Origin of the sequence: Arthrobacter psychrochitiniphilus, assembly GCF_003185915.1 — a bacterium.
Lineage (GTDB): Bacteria > Actinomycetota > Actinomycetes > Actinomycetales > Micrococcaceae > Specibacter > Specibacter psychrochitiniphilus.
In genome coordinates, this window is the sequence record NZ_QHLZ01000007.1 from 105391 (window position 1) to 128026 (window position 22636).

At 61.1% G+C, this 22636-nt stretch carries 20 protein-coding genes; 13 read left to right on the top strand and 7 right to left on the bottom strand.

Going from position 1 to position 22636, the window contains the following annotated elements:
• Positions 1 to 65 precede the first annotated feature (65 nt).
• From CVS29_RS12165 to CVS29_RS12175, 3 genes are read left to right on the top strand one after another with little or no spacing between them, the layout of a single operon-like run.
• The gene (locus tag CVS29_RS12165; protein WP_110106600.1) at positions 66 to 989 is read left to right on the top strand and encodes a metal ABC transporter solute-binding protein, Zn/Mn family; all 924 of its coding nucleotides are present in this window, start codon (positions 66 to 68) and stop codon (positions 987 to 989) included.
• Positions 986 to 1816 (top strand): metal ABC transporter ATP-binding protein, encoded by an 831-nt coding sequence (locus CVS29_RS12170; protein ID WP_245932217.1) that lies wholly within the window; start codon positions 986 to 988, stop codon positions 1814 to 1816. The genes CVS29_RS12165 and CVS29_RS12170 overlap by 4 nt, the downstream gene beginning before the upstream one ends.
• Entirely contained in the window at positions 1813 to 2688 is an 876-nt protein-coding gene (locus CVS29_RS12175; RefSeq protein ID WP_110106601.1) for a metal ABC transporter permease, read from the top strand. Before CVS29_RS12170 ends, CVS29_RS12175 begins: the two co-directional genes overlap by 4 nt.
• Before the next feature lie 146 nt (positions 2689 to 2834).
• Here the strand turns inward: CVS29_RS12175 and CVS29_RS12180 are convergent, their stop codons facing one another.
• Entirely contained in the window at positions 2835 to 3242 is a 408-nt protein-coding gene (locus tag CVS29_RS12180; protein ID WP_110106602.1) for a Fur family transcriptional regulator, read from the bottom strand.
• Between the two features lie 117 nt (positions 3243 to 3359).
• Here CVS29_RS12180 and CVS29_RS12185 point away from each other — a divergent pair, with 117 nt between their 5' ends.
• Positions 3360 to 4016, top strand: a complete 657-nt coding sequence (locus tag CVS29_RS12185) for an MBL fold metallo-hydrolase (RefSeq protein ID WP_110106603.1) — start codon at positions 3360 to 3362, stop codon at positions 4014 to 4016.
• Between the two features lie 64 nt (positions 4017 to 4080).
• Here the strand turns inward: CVS29_RS12185 and CVS29_RS12190 are convergent, their stop codons facing one another.
• Positions 4081 to 5160 carry a PLP-dependent cysteine synthase family protein gene (locus CVS29_RS12190; protein ID WP_110106604.1) on the bottom strand — a complete coding sequence of 360 codons (1080 nt, stop codon included), beginning with the start codon at positions 5158 to 5160 and terminating at the stop codon, positions 4081 to 4083.
• A gap of 64 nt (positions 5161 to 5224) precedes the next feature.
• Between CVS29_RS12190 and CVS29_RS12195 the strand changes: the two genes are divergently transcribed.
• The 4 genes from CVS29_RS12195 (at position 5225) to CVS29_RS12210 (ending at position 9728) form a co-directional block, all read left to right on the top strand.
• The gene (locus CVS29_RS12195; RefSeq protein WP_110106605.1) at positions 5225 to 6085 is read left to right on the top strand and encodes a sulfurtransferase; all 861 of its coding nucleotides are present in this window, start codon (positions 5225 to 5227) and stop codon (positions 6083 to 6085) included.
• Complete coding sequence (locus CVS29_RS12200; RefSeq protein ID WP_110106606.1) at positions 6082 to 7131, top strand: NAD(P)-dependent alcohol dehydrogenase; 1050 nt, start codon at positions 6082 to 6084, stop codon at positions 7129 to 7131. The genes CVS29_RS12195 and CVS29_RS12200 overlap by 4 nt, the downstream gene beginning before the upstream one ends.
• 54 nt (positions 7132 to 7185) lie before the next feature.
• Positions 7186 to 7614, top strand: coding sequence for an HIT family protein (locus CVS29_RS12205; RefSeq protein ID WP_110106607.1), 429 nt, complete (start codon positions 7186 to 7188; stop codon positions 7612 to 7614).
• A 140-nt stretch (positions 7615 to 7754) separates the two neighbouring features.
• Positions 7755 to 9728 (top strand): BCCT family transporter, encoded by a 1974-nt coding sequence (locus CVS29_RS12210; protein ID WP_110106608.1) that lies wholly within the window; start codon positions 7755 to 7757, stop codon positions 9726 to 9728.
• A gap of 20 nt (positions 9729 to 9748) precedes the next feature.
• Here CVS29_RS12210 and hrpA read toward each other — a convergent pair whose 3' ends face one another.
• Genes hrpA through CVS29_RS12225 form a run of 3 tightly spaced genes read right to left on the bottom strand, consistent with a single transcriptional unit; the run spans position 9749 to position 15190 of the window.
• Entirely contained in the window at positions 9749 to 13765 is a 4017-nt protein-coding gene (gene hrpA, locus CVS29_RS12215; protein WP_110106609.1) for an ATP-dependent RNA helicase HrpA, read from the bottom strand.
• A 12-nt stretch (positions 13766 to 13777) separates the two neighbouring features.
• On the bottom strand, positions 13778 to 14656 hold the full coding sequence (locus tag CVS29_RS12220; protein WP_110106610.1) for a hypothetical protein: 879 nt from the start codon (positions 14654 to 14656) through the stop codon (positions 13778 to 13780).
• A 48-nt stretch (positions 14657 to 14704) separates the two neighbouring features.
• A complete protein-coding gene (locus CVS29_RS12225; RefSeq protein ID WP_110106611.1) occupies positions 14705 to 15190 on the bottom strand; it encodes a MarR family winged helix-turn-helix transcriptional regulator in 486 nt (161 codons plus the stop codon).
• Between the two features lie 45 nt (positions 15191 to 15235).
• Here CVS29_RS12225 and CVS29_RS12230 point away from each other — a divergent pair, with 45 nt between their 5' ends.
• The 3 genes from CVS29_RS12230 to CVS29_RS12240 all read left to right on the top strand — a co-directional run bounded on the left by CVS29_RS12230 (position 15236) and on the right by CVS29_RS12240 (position 18828).
• A complete protein-coding gene (locus CVS29_RS12230; RefSeq protein ID WP_110106612.1) occupies positions 15236 to 16192 on the top strand; it encodes an EamA family transporter in 957 nt (318 codons plus the stop codon).
• The gene (locus CVS29_RS12235) at positions 16110 to 16601 is read left to right on the top strand and encodes a GNAT family N-acetyltransferase (RefSeq protein WP_110106613.1); all 492 of its coding nucleotides are present in this window, start codon (positions 16110 to 16112) and stop codon (positions 16599 to 16601) included. Before CVS29_RS12230 ends, CVS29_RS12235 begins: the two co-directional genes overlap by 83 nt.
• Before the next feature lie 235 nt (positions 16602 to 16836).
• Entirely contained in the window at positions 16837 to 18828 is a 1992-nt protein-coding gene (locus CVS29_RS12240) for an HNH endonuclease (protein ID WP_110106614.1), read from the top strand.
• Between the two features lie 13 nt (positions 18829 to 18841).
• Here the strand turns inward: CVS29_RS12240 and CVS29_RS18675 are convergent, their stop codons facing one another.
• A complete protein-coding gene (locus CVS29_RS18675; RefSeq protein ID WP_211315130.1) occupies positions 18842 to 19021 on the bottom strand; it encodes a carboxymuconolactone decarboxylase family protein in 180 nt (59 codons plus the stop codon).
• Complete coding sequence (locus CVS29_RS18680) at positions 19018 to 19293, bottom strand: carboxymuconolactone decarboxylase family protein (protein WP_211315131.1); 276 nt, start codon at positions 19291 to 19293, stop codon at positions 19018 to 19020. Before CVS29_RS18680 ends, CVS29_RS18675 begins: the two co-directional genes overlap by 4 nt.
• A 137-nt stretch (positions 19294 to 19430) precedes the next feature.
• Here CVS29_RS18680 and CVS29_RS12250 point away from each other — a divergent pair, with 137 nt between their 5' ends.
• Together CVS29_RS12250 and CVS29_RS12255 are read left to right on the top strand one after the other, a co-directional pair.
• Entirely contained in the window at positions 19431 to 20714 is a 1284-nt protein-coding gene (locus tag CVS29_RS12250; RefSeq protein WP_170120968.1) for an MFS transporter, read from the top strand.
• 74 nt (positions 20715 to 20788) lie between these two features.
• Positions 20789 to 22570: a sulfatase gene (locus CVS29_RS12255; RefSeq protein ID WP_110106616.1), complete on the top strand. Its 1782-nt coding sequence runs from the start codon at positions 20789 to 20791 to the stop codon at positions 22568 to 22570.
• Positions 22571 to 22636 lie beyond the last annotated feature (66 nt).

The following is a 22636-nucleotide window of genomic DNA, read 5'->3' on the forward strand; positions in this document are numbered from 1 at the left end:
TCCTAATATGGGCTATGCTGGTCTTATTGGTAACAATTCTCATTAGCATCCCGTAAAGGAACCTTATGTCTTCACGTCGGCGCACATTTCTTGCCGTGGGCTCAATAGTGGCCGCCTCCCTCACCCTCGCCGCCTGTGGTGGTGGGGGAGGCGTCTCCACCACCGCCGCGGAGGGCACCATCTCGGTGGTGGCCTCTACCAATGTGTACGGGGATATTGCCCAGGCCATTGGCGGGGAGTACGTCAGCGTTCATTCCATCATCGCCAAGGCCTCGGCGGATCCCCACGGGTATGAAGCCAACGCTCAGGACAAGCTGGCGGTCTCCAAGGCGCAGATCGGCATTGAAAACGGCGGTGGCTACGATGACTTCTTCGCCCAGCTGGCCAAGGGGCAGCTGGATTCGGGAGAGATTGTCAATGTCAGCGAGCTCTCAGGATTGGACACCGGAGCGGACTTCAACGAGCACCTCTGGTATTCCGAACCCACCATAATCAAACTCGCCGATGATCTCGCAGCCCGCTTCTCAGCAGTGCTACCGGCCCACGCGGAGACTTTCACCACCCAGGCGGACGATTTTAAAGCCGGTCTGAAAGAGGTGGCAGATGGCCTGGCCCAGGTGAAGACAACCTTTGGTGGCGAGTCCGTGGCCATCACTGAGCCCGTGCCGCTGTACCTTCTAGAACAGGCCGGTCTGACTAACAAGACCCCCCATGAATTCACGGATGCAGTAGAAAGCGGCAATGACGTCCCGGCCGCAACTTTGGTGGAGATGAAAACTCTGCTTTCTTCCGGCACCGTTGCGCTGCTGGCGTACAACGAACAAACCGCAAGCCCACAGACCGAACAGGTTAACGCCGAAGCCGTGGCCGCCGGTGTTCCCGTGGTGGACTTCAATGAAACTCTTCCGGAAGGGTCCACCTACCTGCAGTGGATGCTTGCTAATGTTAACCACTTGGAACAAGGACTAAAAGCAGCGGCCGCCAAGTGAGCGAAGCCGCTGTCATAACACTGAAACGGGCCACATTAGCGTACGGGCCGCGAACTCTCTGGGAAGATCTCAACCTGACTGTGGCCCCCGGAGAATTTCTCGCCGTCCTCGGTGCTAACGGCAGCGGCAAAACCAGCTTTCTGAAGACCCTGCTGGGCATGACCCAGCTTAGTTCCGGCACGCTCATGCTTGATGGTGCACCTGCTCGCCGTGGCAACCGCACCGTTGGCTACGTTCCCCAGCAAAAGAATTTCGCGCCAGACACCCCCTTGCGGGCCAGGGATTTGGTGGGCTTGGGTGTTGACGGTGACAAATGGGGCTTCCGTCTCCGCGGCCGGTCCTACCGGGCGCGTGTGGATGAATTACTGGAGCAAGTGGGTGCCACCAGTTACGGGAATATCCCGGTGGGCATGCTTTCCGGTGGTGAGCAACAACGGCTGCGCATTGCCCAGGCCGTTGCCGCCAACCCGAAGATTCTGCTCTGTGATGAGCCGTTGCTCTCCCTTGATTTGAATCATCAAAAAGAAGTCAGTGCCTTGGTGGGCCGGCAAGCCAAAGATCACGGGGCCGCCGTCGTGTTCGTCACGCATGAAATCAACCCCATTCTGGAACACGTGGACAGGGTGCTGTACCTGGCAGGTGGAAAATTCACGCTCGGAACACCGCAGGAAGTCATGCGCAGCGAGGTGCTCTCGGAGCTGTATGGCACACGGGTTGAGGTACTCGCGCTGGACGGACGGCTCGTGGTGGTGGGCGGTCCGGACACGGTCCTGGATGGGCATGCGCTGGACACGCTGGGCTCCGTGACGGAACGGGAACTTTCATGAACTGGACAGATTTTTCTGATGCCGTCTTCAACTTCTCCAACTATGGCGAACTGCTGCCGCTGTTCCGGGACACGTTGCTGGCCGGTGCCATCCTCGGTGTGGTTGGCGGGCTGATCGGCACCTTTGTCATGATGCGGGATTTGGCGTTTGCGGTGCACGGCATTGCCGAATTATCCTTCGCGGGGGCCGCCTTTGCCTTATTGATTGGCGCGGACGTCATTTTTGGATCCTTGGTTGGCTCCATTTTGGCCGCCTTGTTATTGGGAGTCATGGGTGTCCGGGCCCGGGAGCGTAACTCGGTCATTGGCGTCATCATGCCATTTGGGCTGGGTTTGGGCATCTTGTTCCTGTCCCTCTATGAGGGCCGCTCCGCCAATAAATTCGGGCTCTTGACGGGGCAGATTGTCTCCGTTGATTCAACTCAGCTCTCCGTCTTGGCGGGCACGGCACTGGTGGTGGTGGTGGGGCTGGCCCTGATTTGGCGGCCGCTGACATTCGCCAGCATTGATCCTGACATTGCAACAGCACGCGGAGTGCCCGTGCGCACACTCTCGTTGGCGTTCATGTTCCTGTTGGGCATTGCCGTGGCGCTGTCGATCCAAGTGGTGGGTGCCCTACTGGTTTTGGCCCTGCTCATCACGCCCGCCGCCGCGGCCTTGCAGGTCACGGTGGCGCCCCGGAGGGTGGTTGTGCTGAGCGTGGCCTTCGCCATGATCTCCACCGTGGGTGGAATCATGCTGGCCCTGGGCGGCAGCATCCCCATTAGCCCTTACGTGACAACACTTTCCTTCGTGATTTACTTGCTGTGCCGGGCCACAGGGGCGGTGCGGCGCCGTCGTGGTTGGTCCCAGCGCCCCGCTTTGGCCGCATAGCTTCCCGGGTCCTCTGAAGCTGCACACGGTTTGGGCCCCAATGGTGCGCTACTTCAAAAGTGGCGCACCATTTGAGATCTTCCGTACGCACGTCCAGGGTAGGACGGGGCAGAGTGGTACAGGGAAAGGGTGCGCAGCAGAACGGCTTACGCGGCTGAGCACTCCGGGCACAGACCGTAAATTTCCACGGTGTGCTGGACTTGGGTGAAGCCGTTGGCTTTGGCGATGGCCGCCGCCCAGCTCTCCACCTCTGGTGCCTGCACCTCCACTGTTTTCCCGCAGTTGCGGCACAACAGGTGGTGGTGGTGGCTGGTGGCGGAACAACGCCGATACACGGCCTCGCCTTCGCCGTTGCGCAAGGTGTCCACCAGACCCTCTTCAGCCATCGAGGCGAGGATCCTGTAGGTGGTAGCGAGTGAAACCCGGGTTCCTTGTTCATGCAGCAAGCGGTGCAGTTCTTGCGTGCTGACGAAGTCGTCCAGAGTGTCCAATGCTGCGCCGATGGCAACACGTTGCTTGGTGACGCGCTGCTCCTTCACCGGGGCATCCGACATGGTGCTCTCTTACTCTCATAGGGGCCGTGTTCCAATCACCCAGCCTAGCGCACCAGCATGAAAAGTCCCGTGGCGCCGCCCATGGCCGGGGCGGCGATACGGGCATAGGCTGACAGCATGTTGCTAACAAAATACACCCACTCTTGTATCCGGCTCGAGCAAGACGGGCGCGTGCTGGTGCTTGACCCGGGGATCTTCTCGGAGTCCGCCACGGCGCTGGCGGGGGCTGACACCGTCCTGATCACGCATGAACATCCGGACCATTACGACGGCGATGCCCTGGCACACGCGCTCTCAACCCTGCCGGACTTGAGCGTTCACGCTCCGACCGGTGTGGCCCGCGACTTGCGGGTGCGGGCGCCAGAGGCGCAGGGCCGGATCATGGACGCGGCGCCCGGGGAGCGGTTCACGGCCGCCGGTTTTGCCGTTGAGTGCTTTGGCGGACAGCACGCCCTCATTCACCCCAGCATTCCCGTGGTGGCCAACGTGGGCTACCTGATTGATGATGATCTCTATCACCCAGGGGATGCCCTCATAGTCCCCGACGGGGTCAGCGTGGGCACCTTGTTAGTACCCGTCCATGCGCCGTGGTCGAAGGTGTCCGAAGTGGTGGACTTTGTGGTCTCGGTGCGCGCCCCGCACGCGTTCCAAATCCACGACGGCCTGCTCAATGAGCAAGGACTCGCGTTCACGGAGTCGCACATTGCCCGCATTGGCGGGCTGCACGGGGTGAAATTTCGGCACTTGCACGCCGGGCAATCCGTGGACATTTAGGCGTTGCGAGGTACAGGGTTTAGCCGGTCCTGCCCGCTTATCCGTCCAGCCCGTCCTGGCCGGTTTAGCCGTTCCAGAGGCCAGTGGCGAAGAAGTCTTCAATGACTTGTAGGTGCGGTGCGGGGTCCAAATCCTTCTCGCGCAGCCACGCCGCATTGTTGTAGCTACCCGCGTACCGTTCACCGCCGTCACACATCAGCGTGACAATGCTGCCCTTTTCTCCGGCAGCCACCATGGCCGCCACCACCTGCCACACGCCCCACAAATTAGTGCCCGTGGACGGTCCGGCGTGCATGCCGGTGAACTGTTCAAAGTGCTTCATGGCGGCCACGGAGGCGGCGTCGGGAATTTGGAACATGGCGTCAATGACCCCTGGCACAAAACTGGGCTCAACCCTGGGCCGGCCGATCCCTTCAATGCGGGAGGACGTGCCTGTCACGGTGTCCATGTCCCCGCTCTTCCATGCCGGGTAAAAGGCCGAACCTTCCGGATCCACCACGGCCAGTTGCGTAGCGTGCCCGTGGTAGCGGATGTAGCGGCCAATGGTGGCCGAGGTACCACCGGTGCCGGCGCCCACAACAACCCACGCCGGTTCGGGATGGCGCTCATGGGAGAGCTGGCTGAAAATAGATTCGGCAATGTTGTTGTTGCCGCGCCAGTCGGTAGCCCGTTCAGCATAGGTGAACTGGTCCATATAGTGACCGTTGGTTTCGGCGGCAATGGCGGCGGCCGCCGAATACACCTCATCGGCGTTGTCCACAAAATGGCAGCGTCCGCCGAATTGTTCAATCAAGGAAACTTTTTCCGGGCTGGTGGAGCGGGTCATGACGGCCACAAAGTCCAGGCCCAGCAACTGCGCAAAGTACGCCTCTGAAACAGCCGTGCTGCCGGAGCTGGCCTCCACCACCGTGGTGCCCTGGTTGATCTGGCCGTTGACCAGGGCAAACAGGAATAGCGAACGGGCCAGGCGGTGCTTCAAGCTGCCTGTGCGGTGGCAGGATTCATCCTTTACATACAAGTCAACGCCCCACGCCTGCGGTAGCTCGATCTTGTACAGGTGGGTGTCTGCCGAACGGTTGTTTTCGGCTTGAACCTTGCCTATGGCGGTGTTTGTCCAGGACCAGTCAGGCTGCAAAGTGTTCATGCTTGTCAGCGTATCGCAGTAGATTTGGGGAAAGTTGCATGCGAATCAATTTCCAGGAGCTGCCATGAGTGTCCTTATCACTGTTGACCAACTGAACGCCCGCCGCTTAGCCGGTACGCGGACGGTGTTGTTGGACGTCCGCTGGGCGCTGGGGGACCCCCACGGCCACGAGCATTATGTGGCCGGTCATATCCCGGGCTCCGTCTTTGTGGATTTGGACACCGAACTGGCCTCGCACGGGTTGCCAGCAGATGGCCGCCACCCCTTGCCCGCGGAGGCGGACTTTGCTGCCGCAGTGCGCCGCTGGGGTATCAATTCAGGTGACACGGTGGTTATTTACGACGACGCCGGGGCGGCTGCCGCTGCCCGTGCCTGGTGGCTTTTGCGCCATGGCGGCCTCACGGAGGTGCACCTGCTCGACGGCGGATTGGGCGCCTGGCGTGCAGCCAACCTTCCCCTCACGGAAGGCGAGGAAACCGCGGAACCAGGTGATGCAGTGGTACATTTCGGGGCGCTGCAAACTATTGACGCCGATGAGGCAGCCACCTGGGCCGGAATTTTGCTCGATGCCCGGGCAGGGCAGCGGTACCGGGGTGAGGTGGAGCCCATGGATCCGCGCGCCGGGCATATTCCGGGGGCGCTCAGTGCCCCAACCAGTGAGAATCTGGTGGATGGGCATTTTTGTTCCCCGGAGCAATTGCGGGCACGGTTTGCTGCCTTAGGCGTTATGGAGGGAACCGCCGTTGGCGTGTATTGCGGATCCGGGGTGACGGCTGCGCACCAAATTGCTGCCCTGGAGATTGCCGGGTTCACGGCGGCCCTGTACCCAGGCTCGTGGTCCGCGTGGTCCAATCAGCCGCAGAGGCCCGTGGCAACAGGGCCTTCTAGTGGCAGGGGTGAGAACGGCGATAGGGTGGAAGCATGACCCTTGTAAAAGCTTATGCAGCTGTTTCTGCCACGTCCGGACTCCGACCCAGCACTATTGAACGCCGCGAGCCCGGAGCGCACGACGTTGAAATTGCGATTGAATTTTGCGGATTATGCCACTCTGACGTGCACACCATCCGCTCCGAATGGGGACCTGCGAAGTACCCGCTGGTTCCGGGGCATGAAATTGTTGGAATTGTGAGCCGCGTTGGTGAGTCCGTGGAAGGGTTCACCGTGGGCGAGCGGGTTGGTGTTGGCTGCATGGTGGATTCCTGCCGCGAATGTGATTCCTGCCTGGAAGGCTTCGAGCAGTATTGCGAGGTAGGAAACGTTGGCACCTACAACGTGGCAGATCCACGCAATGGTGGTGCTATCACCCAGGGTGGCTATTCACAGGGCATTGTTGTGGATGAGAACTATGTAGTGCACATTCCCGAGGGCATGGACCCGGCCGCGGCAGCACCGCTTCTGTGTGCCGGAGTCACCACTTACTCACCGCTGCGCTACCTTGATGTCCAAGAAGGCGACAAGGTCGGTGTTGTTGGTCTGGGCGGGCTCGGTCACATGGCGGTGAAGATCGCCAAAGCTCTCGGTGCCACCGTCACAGTGTTCACCACCTCGCCCTCGAAGGCGGAAGCTGCCAAGGCCTTGGGTGCCGATCATGTAGTGGTGTCCACGGATGCGGCGCAAATGGAATCGGCGAAGAAGTCACTCAATGCGATCATCGACACTGTTGCCGCCGTGCATGACATCAACGCGTACCTGCGCACACTGGCCCGCGACGGGGCGTTGATCCAGTTAGGTCTGCCCTCAGAGAAGATGCCGCCCGTAGATCCGGGCCTGCTGATCCGTGGCCGCCTTGCCTACGGTGGTTCGCTAATTGGTGGGATTGCCGAGACCCAGGAAATGCTTGATTTCTGCGCCGAGCACGGCGTTGTTTGCGACATTGAGCTAGTGAGCGCTGATGAGCTTGACGGCGCCTATGACCGGCTGGTTGCTGGCGATGTCAAGTACCGTTTTGTCCTTGACGTTTCCACCCTCTAAACACACTTTTTCTGTTGTTATTCTCTTTCCTTTTGTGATTCTGAGGAGTCTTTTGTGAGCACCCTTTTTACCAAGATCATCAATGGTGATATTCCCGGCCGTTTCATCTGGAAGGATTCCGAGTGCGTTTCCTTCCTGACCATCGGACCGCTGACGGATGGGCACGTGCTGGTGGTTCCGCGGCAAGAAGTGGACAAGTGGACGGACGCAACACCTGAACTTCTCACACACCTGATGGCTGTTGCGCAGAGAATTGGCCAGGCCCAGGTGGCCGCCTTTGGTGCGCCCCGGGCGGGGCTGACCATTGCCGGTTTCGAGGTGGAGCACTTGCACGTGCATGTGTTCCCCGCGTATGGGTTGGAAAACTTTGACTTCGGCACGGTGAACAACCACCCGGACCCTGAGCTCATGGACGCCAGCGCAGAAAAAATCCGGGTGGCTTTACGTGATGCTGGCCACGGTGAGCACGTGCCAACTGCCTAGTATCCGCCCATCTGGGGAAAATACTCCAGTAGCAAAAAGCTCCCGGCTGTGTGTCCGCACCCAGAGACCGGTAACGTTGGCGTCCGTTAAGTTCAGCTAAGTTCAACTACACAACTTTTCCGCGGACGGGAACTCAAGCAATGCCACAAGTGCATAAAACTGGGCAGCATGTAGGCCAAGACGGTAAGCCGCACAAAGAGGACCACACTCTTTTGCAGACCATTGAAGAGAACTATCCCCACGATATTCATCCGGGTCTTGTGCCAGGAATTTCGGTGGATGAACAACGGTTTAAATACGGTACTGACAGGCTTGTCTTTAGCCTGGCTGCGGTGTTGATTCTGGGATTCATCGCTTGGGGTGTGATCTCCACTGACTCGCTGAAGAGTGTTTCAGATGCGGCTTTGAGCTGGGTGGTAGCCAACACAGGCTGGCTGTTCACTTCCCTTGTTTCGCTGGTTTTGGTGTTCATGATCTTCATTGGCTTTAGTAAATATGGCCGCATACCCTTGGGGACCGACGGGGAAAAACCGGAGTTTTCCAAGTTTTCCTGGATTGCCATGATGTTCTCCGCTGGCATGGGCATTGGATTGTTCTTCTTTGGCCCTTACGAGCCGCTGACGTACTTCATTACACCGGCGCCCGGAACAGCCGCTCCGGAAACAGCTGATGCCATTCACAAGGCCATGGCGCAAACCATTTTCCACTGGGGACTGCATGCGTGGGCGTTGTACGCGCTAGTGGGTGCGGCGGTGGCCTACGGCGCATACCGGCGTGGCCGGGTTCCTTTGATGAGCTCAATTTTCACCTCACTGTTTGGCAAGCGGCAAACTGAAGGTGTCCCCGGACGCTTGATCGACATGTTCGCCATTGTGGCCACACTCTTTGGAACAGCCGCATCCTTGGGAATTGGGGCCTTGCAAGTGGGCCGCGGTGTGGAGATTGTCAGCGGTATTGGCAAACTCCCCAACGCCGGGCTCATCCTCATTATTGCGATTCTCAGCGCGGCCTTCGTGGCCTCGGCTGTCTCAGGTGTTGGGCGCGGCATCCGCTGGCTCTCCAACATCAACATGACACTGGCCTTGGTGCTGGCCACCTTTATCTTTGTGGCTGGACCCACCTTGTTCCTGTTGAACCTTGTCCCAGCATCACTGACCGAGTACCTCTCTGAATTGCTGCACATGATGAGCAAGGGCCCCTCCTGGGGTGCTGATTCAGCTGACTTCTCAGCCACCTGGACCGTGTTCTACTGGGCCTGGTGGATTTCCTGGTCACCCTTTGTAGGGATTTTCCTGGCCCGCATTTCCCGCGGCCGGACCCTGCGCGAGTATGTGCTGTACGTTCTGGTTGTTCCCACCGTGGTCTGTGCGCTGGCCTTTAGCGTCTTTGGTGGAACCGCCATCTGGCTGCGTATGAATGGCGCCGATATTGGCACCAACGCCTCTCCCCAAGACCTGTTCTTTTCCGTGCTGGATCAGCTGCCACTGGCGCAGATCACACCCTTCTTGGCCATGACCTGCGTTGCTATTTTCTTTGTCACCTCCGCTGACTCTGCGTCCGTGGTGATGGGCATTCTCTCCCAGCGCGGCAAGGCGGAACCCGATAAAAAGATTGTGGTTTTCTGGGGCCTGGCCATGATGGGCATCGCCGTGGTGATGCTACTGGTAGGGGGCAACACGGCGCTGGAAGGATTGCAAAATCTGATCATTGTTTCTGCTTTGCCCTTCGCCATCATTTTGTTGCTCATGATGATTGCCTTCGCGAAGGACCTCCACACGGATCCCATGATGATCCGGGCGGAGTATGCCGAACAAGCCATTGAGAACGCGGTCAAGGCGGGAATTGATGAACATGGTGATGACTTTGCCCTGACCATTGAAAAAGCAGCCGTAGGCCACGGCGCTGGTGAAGACTTTGACTCCCACGGCAGCGGCGTCACCGATTGGTATCAACGCCATGACGAAGAAGGCGAACCTGTTGATTATGACTACAAAGCTGGGGAGTACGCAGACGGCTGGGTGCCCGAAGACGGCACCGAGCCCAGCATTGACTCCACGCCTGCCGATCCGCAGGAACAGGACCCGGATCCTGACGCGGAGTACGTCAAAAGCTAGAACGCGCGGGTGGTGCCGGCCTAGGCCATAGCCTTGGCCAGCGCCACCCGAACCCGCTTTTCCGAGACCGAATATGCGGTCCCTAGTTCAACCGCGAACAGGCTGACCCGCAACTCCTCGATCATCCAGCGCACATGTTCGAGCCCCGCTGTGGAGCGCTGCCCGGGCAGCAAAGCCGCCATGGCGTCGTCGTACTCATCTTCCAAACGCTGCACAGCCGCCATTGACTGCCCATCCCGGAACACATTGCTGGGCAACTTTTCCAACCGCTTCTCAATCGCGGAGAGGTAGCGCGGCAGCGCGCTGAGCTGGGCAAAGCCTGTCTTGGCCACGAAACCCGGGTAAACCAACAGTTCCAGTTGCTGCCTCACATCGTTGCAAGCGCTGATGAGCGGCAGGCTGGTGCTTGCCTGCAGTGCCTTCTGAATCCGGACCTTGGAAGCCAGGACACGTTCGACGACGGCCGTTACGGAAAACACCGAATCGACAAGTTCCGCGCGCACCACCTCATACAACGCGTCGAAATCCTTTTGGTTCCACGGCAGTGCTGCGGGGGATAATTTATCGATCGTGGCCAGTGTGCAATCGGCAATCAGCTCCGTGACGGAACCGTGCGGGTTCTGGCTGAAGGTGAGCTTTTCGGTGTTGTTCAAGTGGTCCAGTACGTACCTGTCCGGGGACGGAATCCGCAACGCGAGCAAACGGATCACACCGCCGCGCATGGCCTTTTCCGCCACATCCTGGCGTTGGAACACCCGGACGCCAGCCGTGGCACCCTCATCCACCAGCGCTGGGTAGCCCGTCACGGTGTGACCTGCCACTAGGCGCTTGATCTCATGCGGGAGTACGCCTACGTCCCAGGCCGTGATTCCCGAGCGTTCGGCAATGCCGGAAGAGCCTGTGGCTGGCGGATCCTCTGAAGGCCCTTTCTGCGCCCCGCTCTGCGCCCCGCTCTTCGCCCCGCCCTGCGGCGCTGTCTGCGGACCGCTTGACTTGGCCGAAACCTTGGCTGCCCGTGCCGGTGTGACGGTCTTTGGCGTAGCCCCCAGCGATTCGGCAATGGCGCGGCGGGTGGCGCCGGCTAGTTTCGCCTGAAGCCCGGACAGATCTTGATCTTCCTCCAGAATGCGCCCATTTTTATCCACCACGGAGAAGGTCATGCGCAGGTGGGAGGGCACTGCGTCCCAGTTCCAGGACTTTGGCGGGATGACGTGGCCCTTGATCCGGCGCAATGCCAGCTCCAATGAGGCCTCCAGCGTTTCTGTTCCGGGGTCAAAATCGGCTGCCAACGCTGCCGCAGCCTGCCGTCCCACATCCGGGGCCGGTATGAAGTTCTTCCTGATGGCCTTGGGCAGTGACTTGATCAACGCGGCCACCAGCTCCGCCCGCAGGCCAGGAATCTGCCAGCGGAATTGGGCTTCCTGCAACTGATTCAGGAACAACAGCGGCACCTGCACGGTCACGCCGTCGGACGGGTTGGGTGCGGCACCGGGCGCGGTGGGGTGGAATTCGTAGGAGAGCGGCAGCTCAAATTCGCCCTGCACCCACGTCTTGGGGAAGGCGGCCGGATCCAGATCGGGTTCCTCCGCCATGACCACGTGCGCATCGAAATCGAGCAGAGCGGCATTTTGGTGCCGGGCATCCTTCCACCATTTATCGAAGTGCAGCTCGGAGACCACCTCCGGGCCCACACGCTCGTCGTAGAACTCGAAGAGTGTCTCGTCATCCACACGCAGATCACGGCGGCGCATGCGGGTTTCCAGTTCCTCAACCTCGGCCAGGACAGCCTGGTTGCGGTGGAAGAACTTATGGTTGGTATGCCAATCGCCCTCCACCAGGGCATGGCGAATGAACAGCTCGCGGCTCAGTTCCGGATCAATGCGCCCATAGTGGATACGCCGGTCAGGCACAATGGGCACCCCGTAGAGGGTGACCTTCTCATGGGCCATGACCGAGCCCATTTTCTTGGACCAGTGCGGCTCACTGTAGCTGCGCTTGACCAAATCTGGGGCCACTTGTTCGGCCCACAAAGGATCGAACTTGGCGGCCGTGCGTGCCCACAGCCGGGACGTCTCCACCAGTTCGGCGGCCATGACCCAGTCAGGGGACTTCTTGAACAGGGCCGAGCCCGGGAACACCATGAACTTGCTGCCACGGGCGCCGGCGTATTCACGTTTGCGTTGGTCGTAGAGGCCAATGTGACTGAGCAGTCCGGTCAGCAGCGACATGTGGATGGCGTCATGATTGGCTACCGGGTCAATGTCCTTGCCGGAGACCTTAATATCCAACGACTTGCCCATTTGCTTGAGCTGGGCGAACAAATCCTGCCACTCGCGCACGCGCAGGTAATTGATGAATTCGGCCTTGCACAGGCGCCGGAACGCGCTGGAGGACAGCTCCGCCTGCTTGTCCTTGATGTAGCGCCACAGGTTCAAAAAGCCTGTGAAGTCCGAGTTCTCGTCAACAAAGCGCTTGTGCTTCTCCGTGGCAATTTGGGCTTTGTCAGTGGGGCGTTCACGCGGGTCCTGAATAGTGAGTGCCGCAGCGAGCACCATCACCTCGGCGGCAACACCGCGTTTGGCGGCCTCCACAATCATGCGTCCCAGCCGCGGATCCACCGGCAGTTGGGAGAGTTGGCGTCCCACACCGGTGATGGCACCGGCGGCGGTCACGGCACCGAGCTCGCGCAACAAGGTCACGCCGTCGGTGATGGCACGGGAGTCCGGCGGCTGCACGAACGGGAACTTTTCCACGTCCTTGGGACCCTTGGCCACGCCCATGGCCGTCATCTGCAAAATGACGGCGGCTAAGTTGGTGCGCAGGATTTCCGGATCGGTGAACTCGCTGCGGGCGGTGAAGTCCTCCTCCGAGTACAGGCGGATGCAAATACCGTCAGAGACACGCCCACAACGTCCCGAGCGCTGATTAGCCGAGGCCTGGGAGACCCGTTCAATGGGTAGGCGCTGGACTTTAGTCCGGTGCGAGTAGCGGGAGATCCGGGCCGTGCCGGGATCAATGACGTACTTGATGCCCGGCACTGTCAGGGAGGTCTCGGCAACGTTGGTGGCCAGCACAATGCGCGGGCGGTTACCGGGGGAGAACACGGCGTGCTGCTCGGCCAGCGACAACCGGGCATAGAGAGGCAAAATCTGCACATTGCGCAGACGAGGATTCGTTTTAACCCTGCCAGCCAGGGCATCGGCGGCGTCACGGATTTCACGCTCGCCGGAGAAGAAAATCAGGATGTCCCCGGGTGCTTCCTTGGAGAGTTCATCCACGGCGTCACACACGGCGTCCAGGGGATCCCGATCCTCCTCGTCGTTGCCGCCGTCGCGTTGCCGGTCACCCAAGCGATCCCTTGCCGAGCGGTCGGCACCCACGCCTAGTTCGTCGTCGTCCTCCCCATCCTCAGAGGCTCCATTGGCGGGGCCAGAGAGCGGGCGGTAGCGGATGTCCACGGGGAAGGTGCGCCCCGAGACCTCAACAATGGGGGCCGGGCCCTCGGGGGAGGCGAAGTGCGTGGCGAAGCGCTCGGGGTCAATGGTGGCTGAGGTGATGATGACCTTCAAATCCGGGCGCTGGGGCAGGATTTGCCGCAGGTAGCCGAGGATGAAGTCGATGTTCAGGGAGCGTTCGTGGGCCTCGTCAATGATGATGACGGAGTATTTGCGCAGGAGCCTATCGCGCTGAATTTCCGCCAGCAGGATGCCGTCGGTCATGAGTTTGATCTTGGTGGCCGGGCCCACATGACCGGTGAAGCGGACCTGGAAACCCACCTCCTGGCCAATTTCCACGCCGAGTTCACTCGCGATGCGTTCGGCCACGGTGCGTGCGGCGAGGCGGCGCGGCTGGGTGTGCCCAATGAGGCCCTTCTCGGCCAGCCCCAATTCCACGCACATCTTAGGGATCTGGGTGGTCTTTCCCGAACCGGTTTCGCCGGCGATGATGGTGACCTGGTTGGCTGCGATCGCGGCCATGATGTCCTCGCGGCGCTCAGAGACAGGCAGCGCGGGAGGATAAGTAATAGTCAAAGTCATGGTGCCACCAGTTTATGCCGTTATTGGTACCGGAGCCCCTTTGCGCACTGCGGCGCGGATACTGAGGGTTCTTTTGGCAGCCAGCACCAGAAGTACGACGCCGGATACTGCCACCGCCGCCCCGCCGGCAACACACGCCTGGCCCAAGTACGGGACGGGCTGCGCGGTCGCCTTGAGCAGCGCGCTCGCCTCAAGCAGCGCCAACCCGGTCATGATGGCCGTGCTGCCGAGCCCCGCCAACAGCACGCCGCTGGTGAACTGTAGGAGGTTCCCGGCAGTGCTCCGCCGCCATGAGCGGTCAAGGGATGCCATGCGGGGATCGGGGAGGGAAAGTGTGGTCATGATCCGGTGCAGGGCCAGTGCTGACGCGCCGCTGAACAGGACCGCCACTGCAGCCAGCGGGACGCCGTCGAGGTGTATTGCAACAAAGGCAGGGGCCAAAGCAGTAGCTGCCACAAAAGCAAGGAAGGCCAGCAACGCAGCGCCCGGGAGGATGAAGGAGCGGGCTGGCACAAGGGGCATGGATTCCTGGGCCGAGGCGGGCTGTTGCTTGGCGGGCTGTTGCTTGGCTGGCAAGGCCGAATAGAGCAGTAGCCCGCCACTGGCCGCGAGTCCTGTTGTCAATGCAGTTGCTATGCCCGCATTGGCTACCAACCCAATAGAGACCCTCAACAGGGCCGCAAACATGACCGCTGCGAATATGAGTCCGCCTACCATGCGCATTTGCGCCCCCAGCATGGCCTTGTCCTCTTCGCCCTGGCTGGGGGCAGACGGGGTGCGCCCGGGAGCGAGGGCCCTGGGTGCCTTCTTCTTCGTAATCCATGAGGCGGTTGCCGTAATGCCCCACGCCACGGCGGCCAGAACGGCGAGCAGAGCAATCAACTTGGTCATGGGGAAAGTCTTCCATGAATCAAGGGGCCCGTTGGTCCACGGAAACGGTCAGCTTGCTGCGTCGGTGATCTTCTCCAGCAGTTTCGCCAACAGGGCCTGTTCATCCTTGGAAAGCGTGCCGGTGATGGAACGCTCCGTGGCCAGGTGGGTTGGCAGAGCGGCCTCCACCAGATTCCTGCCGGCCGGCGTCAGCGAGACCAAGGTGCCCCGTCCGTCGTCGGGGTTGGCAGTGCGTGAAACCAGGCCCCGCGCCTCAAGTTTGTTCAGGCGCTGGGCCACGGCACTGGTGGAAATCATGGCATCGCGGGCCAGGACGGCCGGTGTAAGGCTGTGGGGGAGGCCGCTGCGCAAGAGGGTTGCGAGCACGTCGAAGGTGGGAGAATCCAGTCCCTGCGCCGCGAAATTCGCGGCGATGCGGGCCTCCACGGCCGATGCGGCACGGCTGAGTCGGCCAATGACGGCCATGGGCGAGACATCCAGCTGTGGCTTTTCGGTGTGCCACTGGGCAAGGATGCGCTCTACTTGGCTTGTCATGGAACCATAGTAGCAATTTGCTAAGCACTTAGTTATATTAACTAAGTGCTTAGCAAAAAACTTATTCTCGTCACTGCCGTTGCTCCCGCCCTGTGGGGGACTACCTATCTCACTACAACCTTGTTTCTGCCGGAGGGGAGGCCGCTGCTGGCTGCCGTGCTACGTGCCGTGCCGGCGGGGATTGTGCTGTTGGCCCTTGCCCGACAATTACCGCGGGGGTCCTGGTGGTGGAAGTCGTGGATTCTTGGAGTGCTGAACATTGGGCTCTTCTTTGCCCTGCTATTTGTGGCGGCATACCGGCTGCCCGGGGGAGTCGCCGCCATCGTGGGTGGAGCTCAGCCACTGCTTGTTGCGCTGCTGGCGAGCTGGCTGTTGCGCGAGAAGTTGACCCTGCAGCGGCTGCTGGCTGGCTGGGCGGGCGTTTTCGGGGTGGCTTTGATTGTGCTGGCGTCCCAATCGCGGCTGGATGCGCTGGGTCTCGCGGCTGCTGCAGGCGGCACCATATCCATGGCGACTGGCACGGTCCTGGCCAAGAAATGGGGCCAGCCTGCATCCAGGACGGGGCAGGCCGTGCCGCAACTGGCCACCACCGCATGGCAGCTGCTGGCCGGCGGGGCCACTCTGGCTGTTCTGCTCCTGGCGTTTGAGGGCCTGCCATCAGAACCGCTGACTGGGCGCAACGTGGCAGGTTACCTCTATTTGTCTCTCGTGGGGACGGCGTTGGCCTATTGGTGCTGGTTTCGAGGCCTGGCCGGGCTTCCTGCTGGCGCGGCGGCTTTCCTGGGCTTGCTCAGCCCCGTGGTTGCCATTGTGGTGGGGTGGGCCGTCGCTGGCGAGAAACTGGGCCCGTGGCAGTTGGTGGGTATCCTCGTGGTGTTGGCATCAGTTGTTGCCGGCGTGAGAATGAAGGGATCCGATCATGACCTTGGCAAATTTCGAGCTCGCAGACAGGACTTTCCTGTTGCGGCGGGCAGTGGAGTCCGACGTCGGGCCCCTCGTTGAGCTGTTGGCCAACGACCAGCTGCGTGCCGATGTGGATTCCGCGGACCCTGCACGTCAGCTCGGCTACCTGGATGCCTTTGCGGCGATCGATGCCGATCCTGCCCACTTGCTGTGTGTGGTTGAGGATGACTCGGGGGAGGCGGTGGCCACCATGCAACTGTCCTGCATACCGGGGCTGGCCCGCGGCGGATCCTTGCGGATGCAGATAGAGGCGGTTCGTGTCTCGGAGGGTTTGCGGGGTGCTGGGCTGGGATCGGCCATGATGGGCTGGGCTGTTGAAGAAGCCCGCCGGCGCGGTGCTGCCTTGGTGCAGCTCACCAGCGACAACTCGCGCACGGATGCCCACCGCTTCTATGAGCGGCTGGGCTTTGTGCAGTCACATGCAGGGTTCAAACTGCTGCTGCGGTGAGAGGTGCTGTGGTGTACTGTGCAGTGCGGTTTCCGCTCCCAGCTCCGCTCTTGATTCCTCCACAGTGGGGTCTGCGGTGGCGCCTGTCCACGAGGGGGAATCCACTGCTTTGAATGTCAGTGCCATGCCCTAGTCTGGAAGTACGAATTGGTTAGGGGTTACCCGTACAGAGATTCTTTCATTCGCCAGATGTACCGGCTTCAGCCGGAACGGGAGTTTCAGGCAGGTGAGCGGCATGGCAGTACCGGAGTGGTTCGACGAACGCGGCGGCATGGGCCGGTTCCGTGCAAGCGACCCGGCGCAGCTAGGCTCTGTCGCCGCCCCTGCCGCAGGCACTGTCGCCGCCCCTGCTGCTGGCCCCGGCGCGGCACCTACTAACGCCACTGAACTCAGCCCCGGTGCCGGCCCCGGCGCGGCACCTACTAACGCCCCTGAATCCAGCCGCGGAGCCATCGGGCTTGTGCATTGGGGAATGGATACGCTCCAGCGCTGTGGTGAATTTTTTGATCCTGTGGTTTTGGCTAATTTGGATGCCGCGCTGGCCCACGAACTGGCCAACCGTGCCAGCAGTAGGGCAGCTGACGCCGCACAGGAGCTGGAATTGGCCATTTGTGAGTCCCGCCCGGCCCAAGCTTTGGCACACTTTGCCCAGCAGCAGTCTTCCTCCAAGGCAACAGCAGCCAAGGCTCAGGGACGCGCTGCCGAAGCCACCGTGGTGATCACCTCCCTAGGCGGCGCGGCCACTGATCTCGGCTTTGACCCCGCAATCGTTGACGGTGTTTCAAGCGCATCGCTTGTGGACGCCATTTCCGTTTTGGAGGAAGCCAAAAATGCCTTGTCGGCTGTGCAAGCTCAGGCCCAAGCGCTTTTCGTTGCAGGACAACGGCTGGAACAGGCTAGGTCCGGGGTGCCCCAGGAAAGGTTGGGCCGGGGCATCATCCAACAGGTGGCGTTGGCCCGGCATGAATCACCGCACCGCGGACGGCAGCTGGCTGAGCTCTCAGAAGTCCTTGTCCGGGAGATGCCCCACACCATGAACGCACTGGTTCAAGGGAATATCAATGAGTACCGTGCCACCATCGTGGCGCGCGAGACGGCGTTTCTGTCCTTCGAAGACCGCGCGAAGGTGGACCAAATGATCTGTGGCGACGCGGACGCAGTTGCACTTCTCGGTACGCGGGAGCTTGCAGCCTCCAGTCGCAAGGCAGCCTATGGGCTGGACCCGCAGGCGTTTCTCAAGCGCCACGAGAAAGCGGTGGGAGACCGCTACGTCTCGCTCTGTCCTGCTCCCGACGGCATGACATTTTTGACCGCACTGATCCCGTTGAAGCAAGGGATTCGTATCCTGACCACCCTCACCAAGGTTGCAGATAGCGCCAAAGCTTCCGGAAACGAACGAAGTAAGGGCCAGATCATGGCAGACGCTTTGATGCACCGGCTCATTCAGCACGCACCCTGCGACGAAGGCGCAGGAACGTTGAGCGACCACCGCGGAGTGCCCGAAGAAGGAGCGCCAACGGAGGGCGCGTCAACAGTTGGTGTGCCGTCCCAAGCTGTGGCCGCTGAGGGCACAACAGCCGCCGGGGTTTCCGGGGCCGGCCACGCGGCTGGCACGTCGTGGACAACAGGTTCCCAGCCCTCTGCAGGCGGCGGCTCCATGTGCACCACCGTCAGTGAGCCGGACATCGCGTTGGAACTGGTCATGACGGACAGGGCGCTGTTCGAGGGGGCCAATGATCCGGCCGTTCTGGTGGGCTACGATCCCATCCCTGCGCCCCTGGCGCGCAGCATGGTTCTAGGTGATGGGGGCGGATTCTCTCCGCAGGTGTGGTTAAAACGGCTTTTCACGCATCCGAAGAGCAATGCGCTCATGGCCATGGACTCACGATCCCGGCTCTTCCCGGAAGGCATGAAGGAGTTCATCAGGCTCCAAGACCAGCGCTGCCAAACACCATACTGCGATGCGCCCATCCGCCAGTACGACCACTTCAAGGCTTACGCCGCAGGTGGGCTAACCACCATTGAGAATGGGAAGGGGCTCTGTGTCGATTGCAATCAGCAAAAGGAAGCACCCGGCTGGTCGTTTGAGCGGGGAGCCGGACCAGAACATGGCCTGCCCACCACAGAAATACGCACACCCACAGGCCACCGTTATGTCTCCACGGCACCTCCGCTGCCGGGAGGCACCCAGGGAAAGCCTTCACGACGGTCGAACGGGAAGTGGTGATGGGGCCACCTGCTCAGGCGGGCAGTGTTGGCAGGGCCTGGTGGGTTGCAACTGCCAAACGGTTCCAGACGTTGATGGCGGAGATTGCCATGAGCAGCATTGGCATCTCCTGGCCCGGAAACTGTTGAGTAGCGGCTGCCCAGACGTCGTCGGACACACCGCCCTCGCTAATCAGGGTGACGGCTTCCGTCAACGCAATGGCCGCCTGTTCGCGCTCGCTGAACAATGACTTGGCTTCCCGCCAGCCAGCACATCCAGGCGGCGGTTGTCCACGCCAGCCTCTCGGGCTTCCCTCCCATGCATGTCGAGGCAGTAGGCGCAGCCATTGATTTGCGATGCACGGATTTTCACCAGTCCCAGGAGGTCCTCGCCCAGGGAGCCACGGTGGATGTACTTTTCCATGGCGTACATGGACTTGTAGGCTTCGGGGTCGATTTCGACGATGTTCAGGCGCTCGGTGGTCATGGTGGCCGCTTCCTTCATGTGAAAGGTTTCTCAAGGGACATTTTCAGCCAACTCCTTACAGCCGGACTACGCAAGGGCCGGGGCCGCGGTCTACCCGACCATTGACGTTGTGATGCATGCCACGCATAATTCAAGACATGGCCACCTTAGACCCGGCCAATGCCAGCGTGGGGATGGCGGCAGCTGATCCCGCAGCCGCATTGGCCCAGCTTCCTGAGCATCCCCAGCCCCCACCGGTCAGCCGGTCGTGGCTGTGGTATTTCTCGCTCGCTTGGTTCGGCTTTTGGCTGCTGGTCATGTTGCCGGGCCAGTTCATGGTGGCCAAGATCAGCGCTATGGTTGCCCCAGAAGACAAAGTCAGTGTCACCTCGTTCTTGATTGCCGAAACGGCCATTGTGATCCTGTTGTCAGTGCCTGTCATTGGCGTGCTGTGCGACAGGAGCAACTTCCGGTTTGGCCGCCGTCGTACTTGGGCACTTATGGGCTTTGCCGTGGCTGCGGTGCCATTCTCCATCATCGGGCTGCAGAGCAACTGGGCAGTGATTGCCATATTGGTGGCCATTGTGGCGCTAGGTGAGGCAGCCGTCCTCGTGGCACTTTCGGCCATGATCGCCGACCAAGTTCCCACTAACCAACGTGGCCGTGCCTCTGCCGCCATGGGCGTGCCGCAAGTGCTGGCCCTAGCCATCGGCATGGTCCTGGTGACAATGCTGGTCACATCGGTGCCCGGCAGTTGGGCGCTCATTGGAGTGCTGGGACTGCTGTGTGCTCTGCCGTTCCTGCTGCGCTTCACCGAGCCGCCCGTCCCGGAGATTCCAGCAAGCCGGGCCACCTTACGCCATGCCATCACGCTGCCGCGGCCCAAAGCCTACCCCGGGTACTACTGGGCCATGACCTCGCGGGTGATGATCCATTCCGGAAACCTGGTGGGCACTACCTATCTGCTGTTTTTCCTCTCCGACGTCCTTGAGGTCAAGAGTCCCGATGATTCCCTCTTGGTCCTGATCTTGATCTACCTGGTGGCGTGCGGCTTCACGAGCTGGCTGGGCGGGGTGCTCTCCGACAAGTGGGGCAAGCGCCGGGTCTTCATAGGCATGGCGGCCGGGTTACAAGGCGCGGCAGCTTTGTTACTGGCCGTCCTGCCCACCTGGGAGGCCTCGATGGTGGCTGCCGTGCTGCTGGGATTGGGCTTTGGCATGTTCCTCTCCGTAGACCAGGCGCTCGTGACGGACCTGCTGCCCAACGCCGCGACCCGCGGAAGGGACCTTGGCCTGATCAACACCGCCCAACACATCCCGATCGCCCCCATCGTGGGTTGGCTGGTGCTCAGCTTTGCCGGCTACCGCAGCCTGTACGTGGTGGCCGCGCTCATCATGATTGCTGGCGGAATTGCCGTATACCGCATACGGAACGTGCGCTAGCCACACGTCCGCCGGTTTGCCCACCACATGCCCGCACCCGAACGCCGTCGTACTTTAGAAGGAGAATGCCACCCATGAAAGCCATTGTGATCCTGTTTGACACGCTCAACCGGAAATTTCTGCCGCCGTATGGCAACGACTGGGTGAAGGCGCCAAACTTCGATCGGCTTGCCGGGCGCACCGCCACCTTTGACAACTGTTACGGCGGGAGCATGCCGTGCATGCCGGCGCGGCGGGAGCTGCACACCGGCCGGCACAATTTCCTGCACCGCGGCTGGGGACCGTTGGAGCCCTTTGACGACTCGGTGCCGGAAATGCTCAAGCAGGCGGGCGTGTATACGCACCTGGCCACGGACCACCAGCATTACTGGCTCGACGGCGGTGCTACCTACCACCCGCGGTTCAACACCTTCGAACTCATCCGGGGCCAGGAAGGCGATGAATGGAAGGGACAGGTGGCGGATCCGGACATGGCCGGTGTGCTGCCGTATTCCAGCAACCAGGCGCTGCGCCGGCAAGACCACATCAACCGCGGGTACATGGAGGAGGAGAAGGACCACCCACAGACGGGAACCTTCGACGCCGGGCTGCACTTCATCGAGAGCAACCATGGTGAAGACAACTGGATGGTGCAGATTGAGACGTTCGATCCGCATGAACCATTCTTCAGCTACGAACAATACAAACAGCTGTACCCCCATGACTACGACGGGCCGGAGTTTGACTGGCCTGACTACAAACAGGTCACGGAGTCGCCCCAGGAGCTTGAGCACCTCCGCTACGAGTACGCGGCTCTGCTGTCCATGTGCGATGCCTCCTTGGGCCGGGTCCTGGACGCCATGGATGAACATGACCTTTGGGAGGACACCATGCTGATCGTCTGCACGGACCACGGGCTGCTGCTAGGGGAGCACGACTGGCTCGGCAAGAACGCCCCACCCTTCTATGACGAGAGCATCCATACGCCGCTGTTCATCTGGGACCCTCGCACCGGAGTCAGGGGCCAGCGGCGCGAATCCCTGGTCCAGACCATCGACCTGGGCCCAACACTGCTGGACTTCTTCGGCGTGGCACGGACCGCAGATATGCAAGGCCGTTCGCTGCAGGACACGGTGTCCCATGACGAGCCCGTGCGGGAGGCCGGTCTCTTCGGTATCCATGGCGGGCATGTCAACGTCACCGACGGGCGGTACGTATATATGCGTGCCTGCGCTCAACCCGGCAACCAGCCACTGGTGGACTACACGTTGATGCCCACCAGCATGCGCGGGCGGTTCTCCACGGAGGTCATGAGCCAGGCCGAGCTGGTGCCGCCGCTGCCGTTCACCAAGGACATGCCCGTGCTGCGCGTCCCCGCCTATAGTTACACGGACCCGCACAGTTTCGGCACTCTGCTCTTTGACCTCAAGAACGATCTGGACCAGCAGAACCCGCTGCAGGACGATGCGCTGGAGTTGAAAATGGCGAGCCTGCTGGTGGATTTGATGCGCAGCAACGCGGCCCCGCCAGAGCAGTTTGTTCGGCTAGGGCTGCCCGAACATGGACCGGTGGGCAGTGAGCACCTGCTGGTCGCTGCCCAGTGGGAGCAGGTGCTCTCCTCCCGCAGCGGGCCGGTCAATGCGCAGGAATTTTTCGACGGCGAGCTGAGTGTGAACCTGCCGCTTCGAGATTTACTGGCCAGTCCGGCGGCGCTCGCCGTACTGCGGATGCGGCTGGGTGCCCTCGTGGATAGCCCCCTACCCGAGGAGGCCATGGGCATGACGCTGGTGGAGATCACGAACCTTGCCTTCGGCATCATCCCGCACGAAGCCCTGCGTGGGATCGATCAGGACTTTCAGGTGCTTTCGCGTCGCTAGCAAGCCCTTGTGGTGGGTCCTTGCGGCATCACAGGTTGTAGGATATTTCCGCAGCACTGCTGCCTT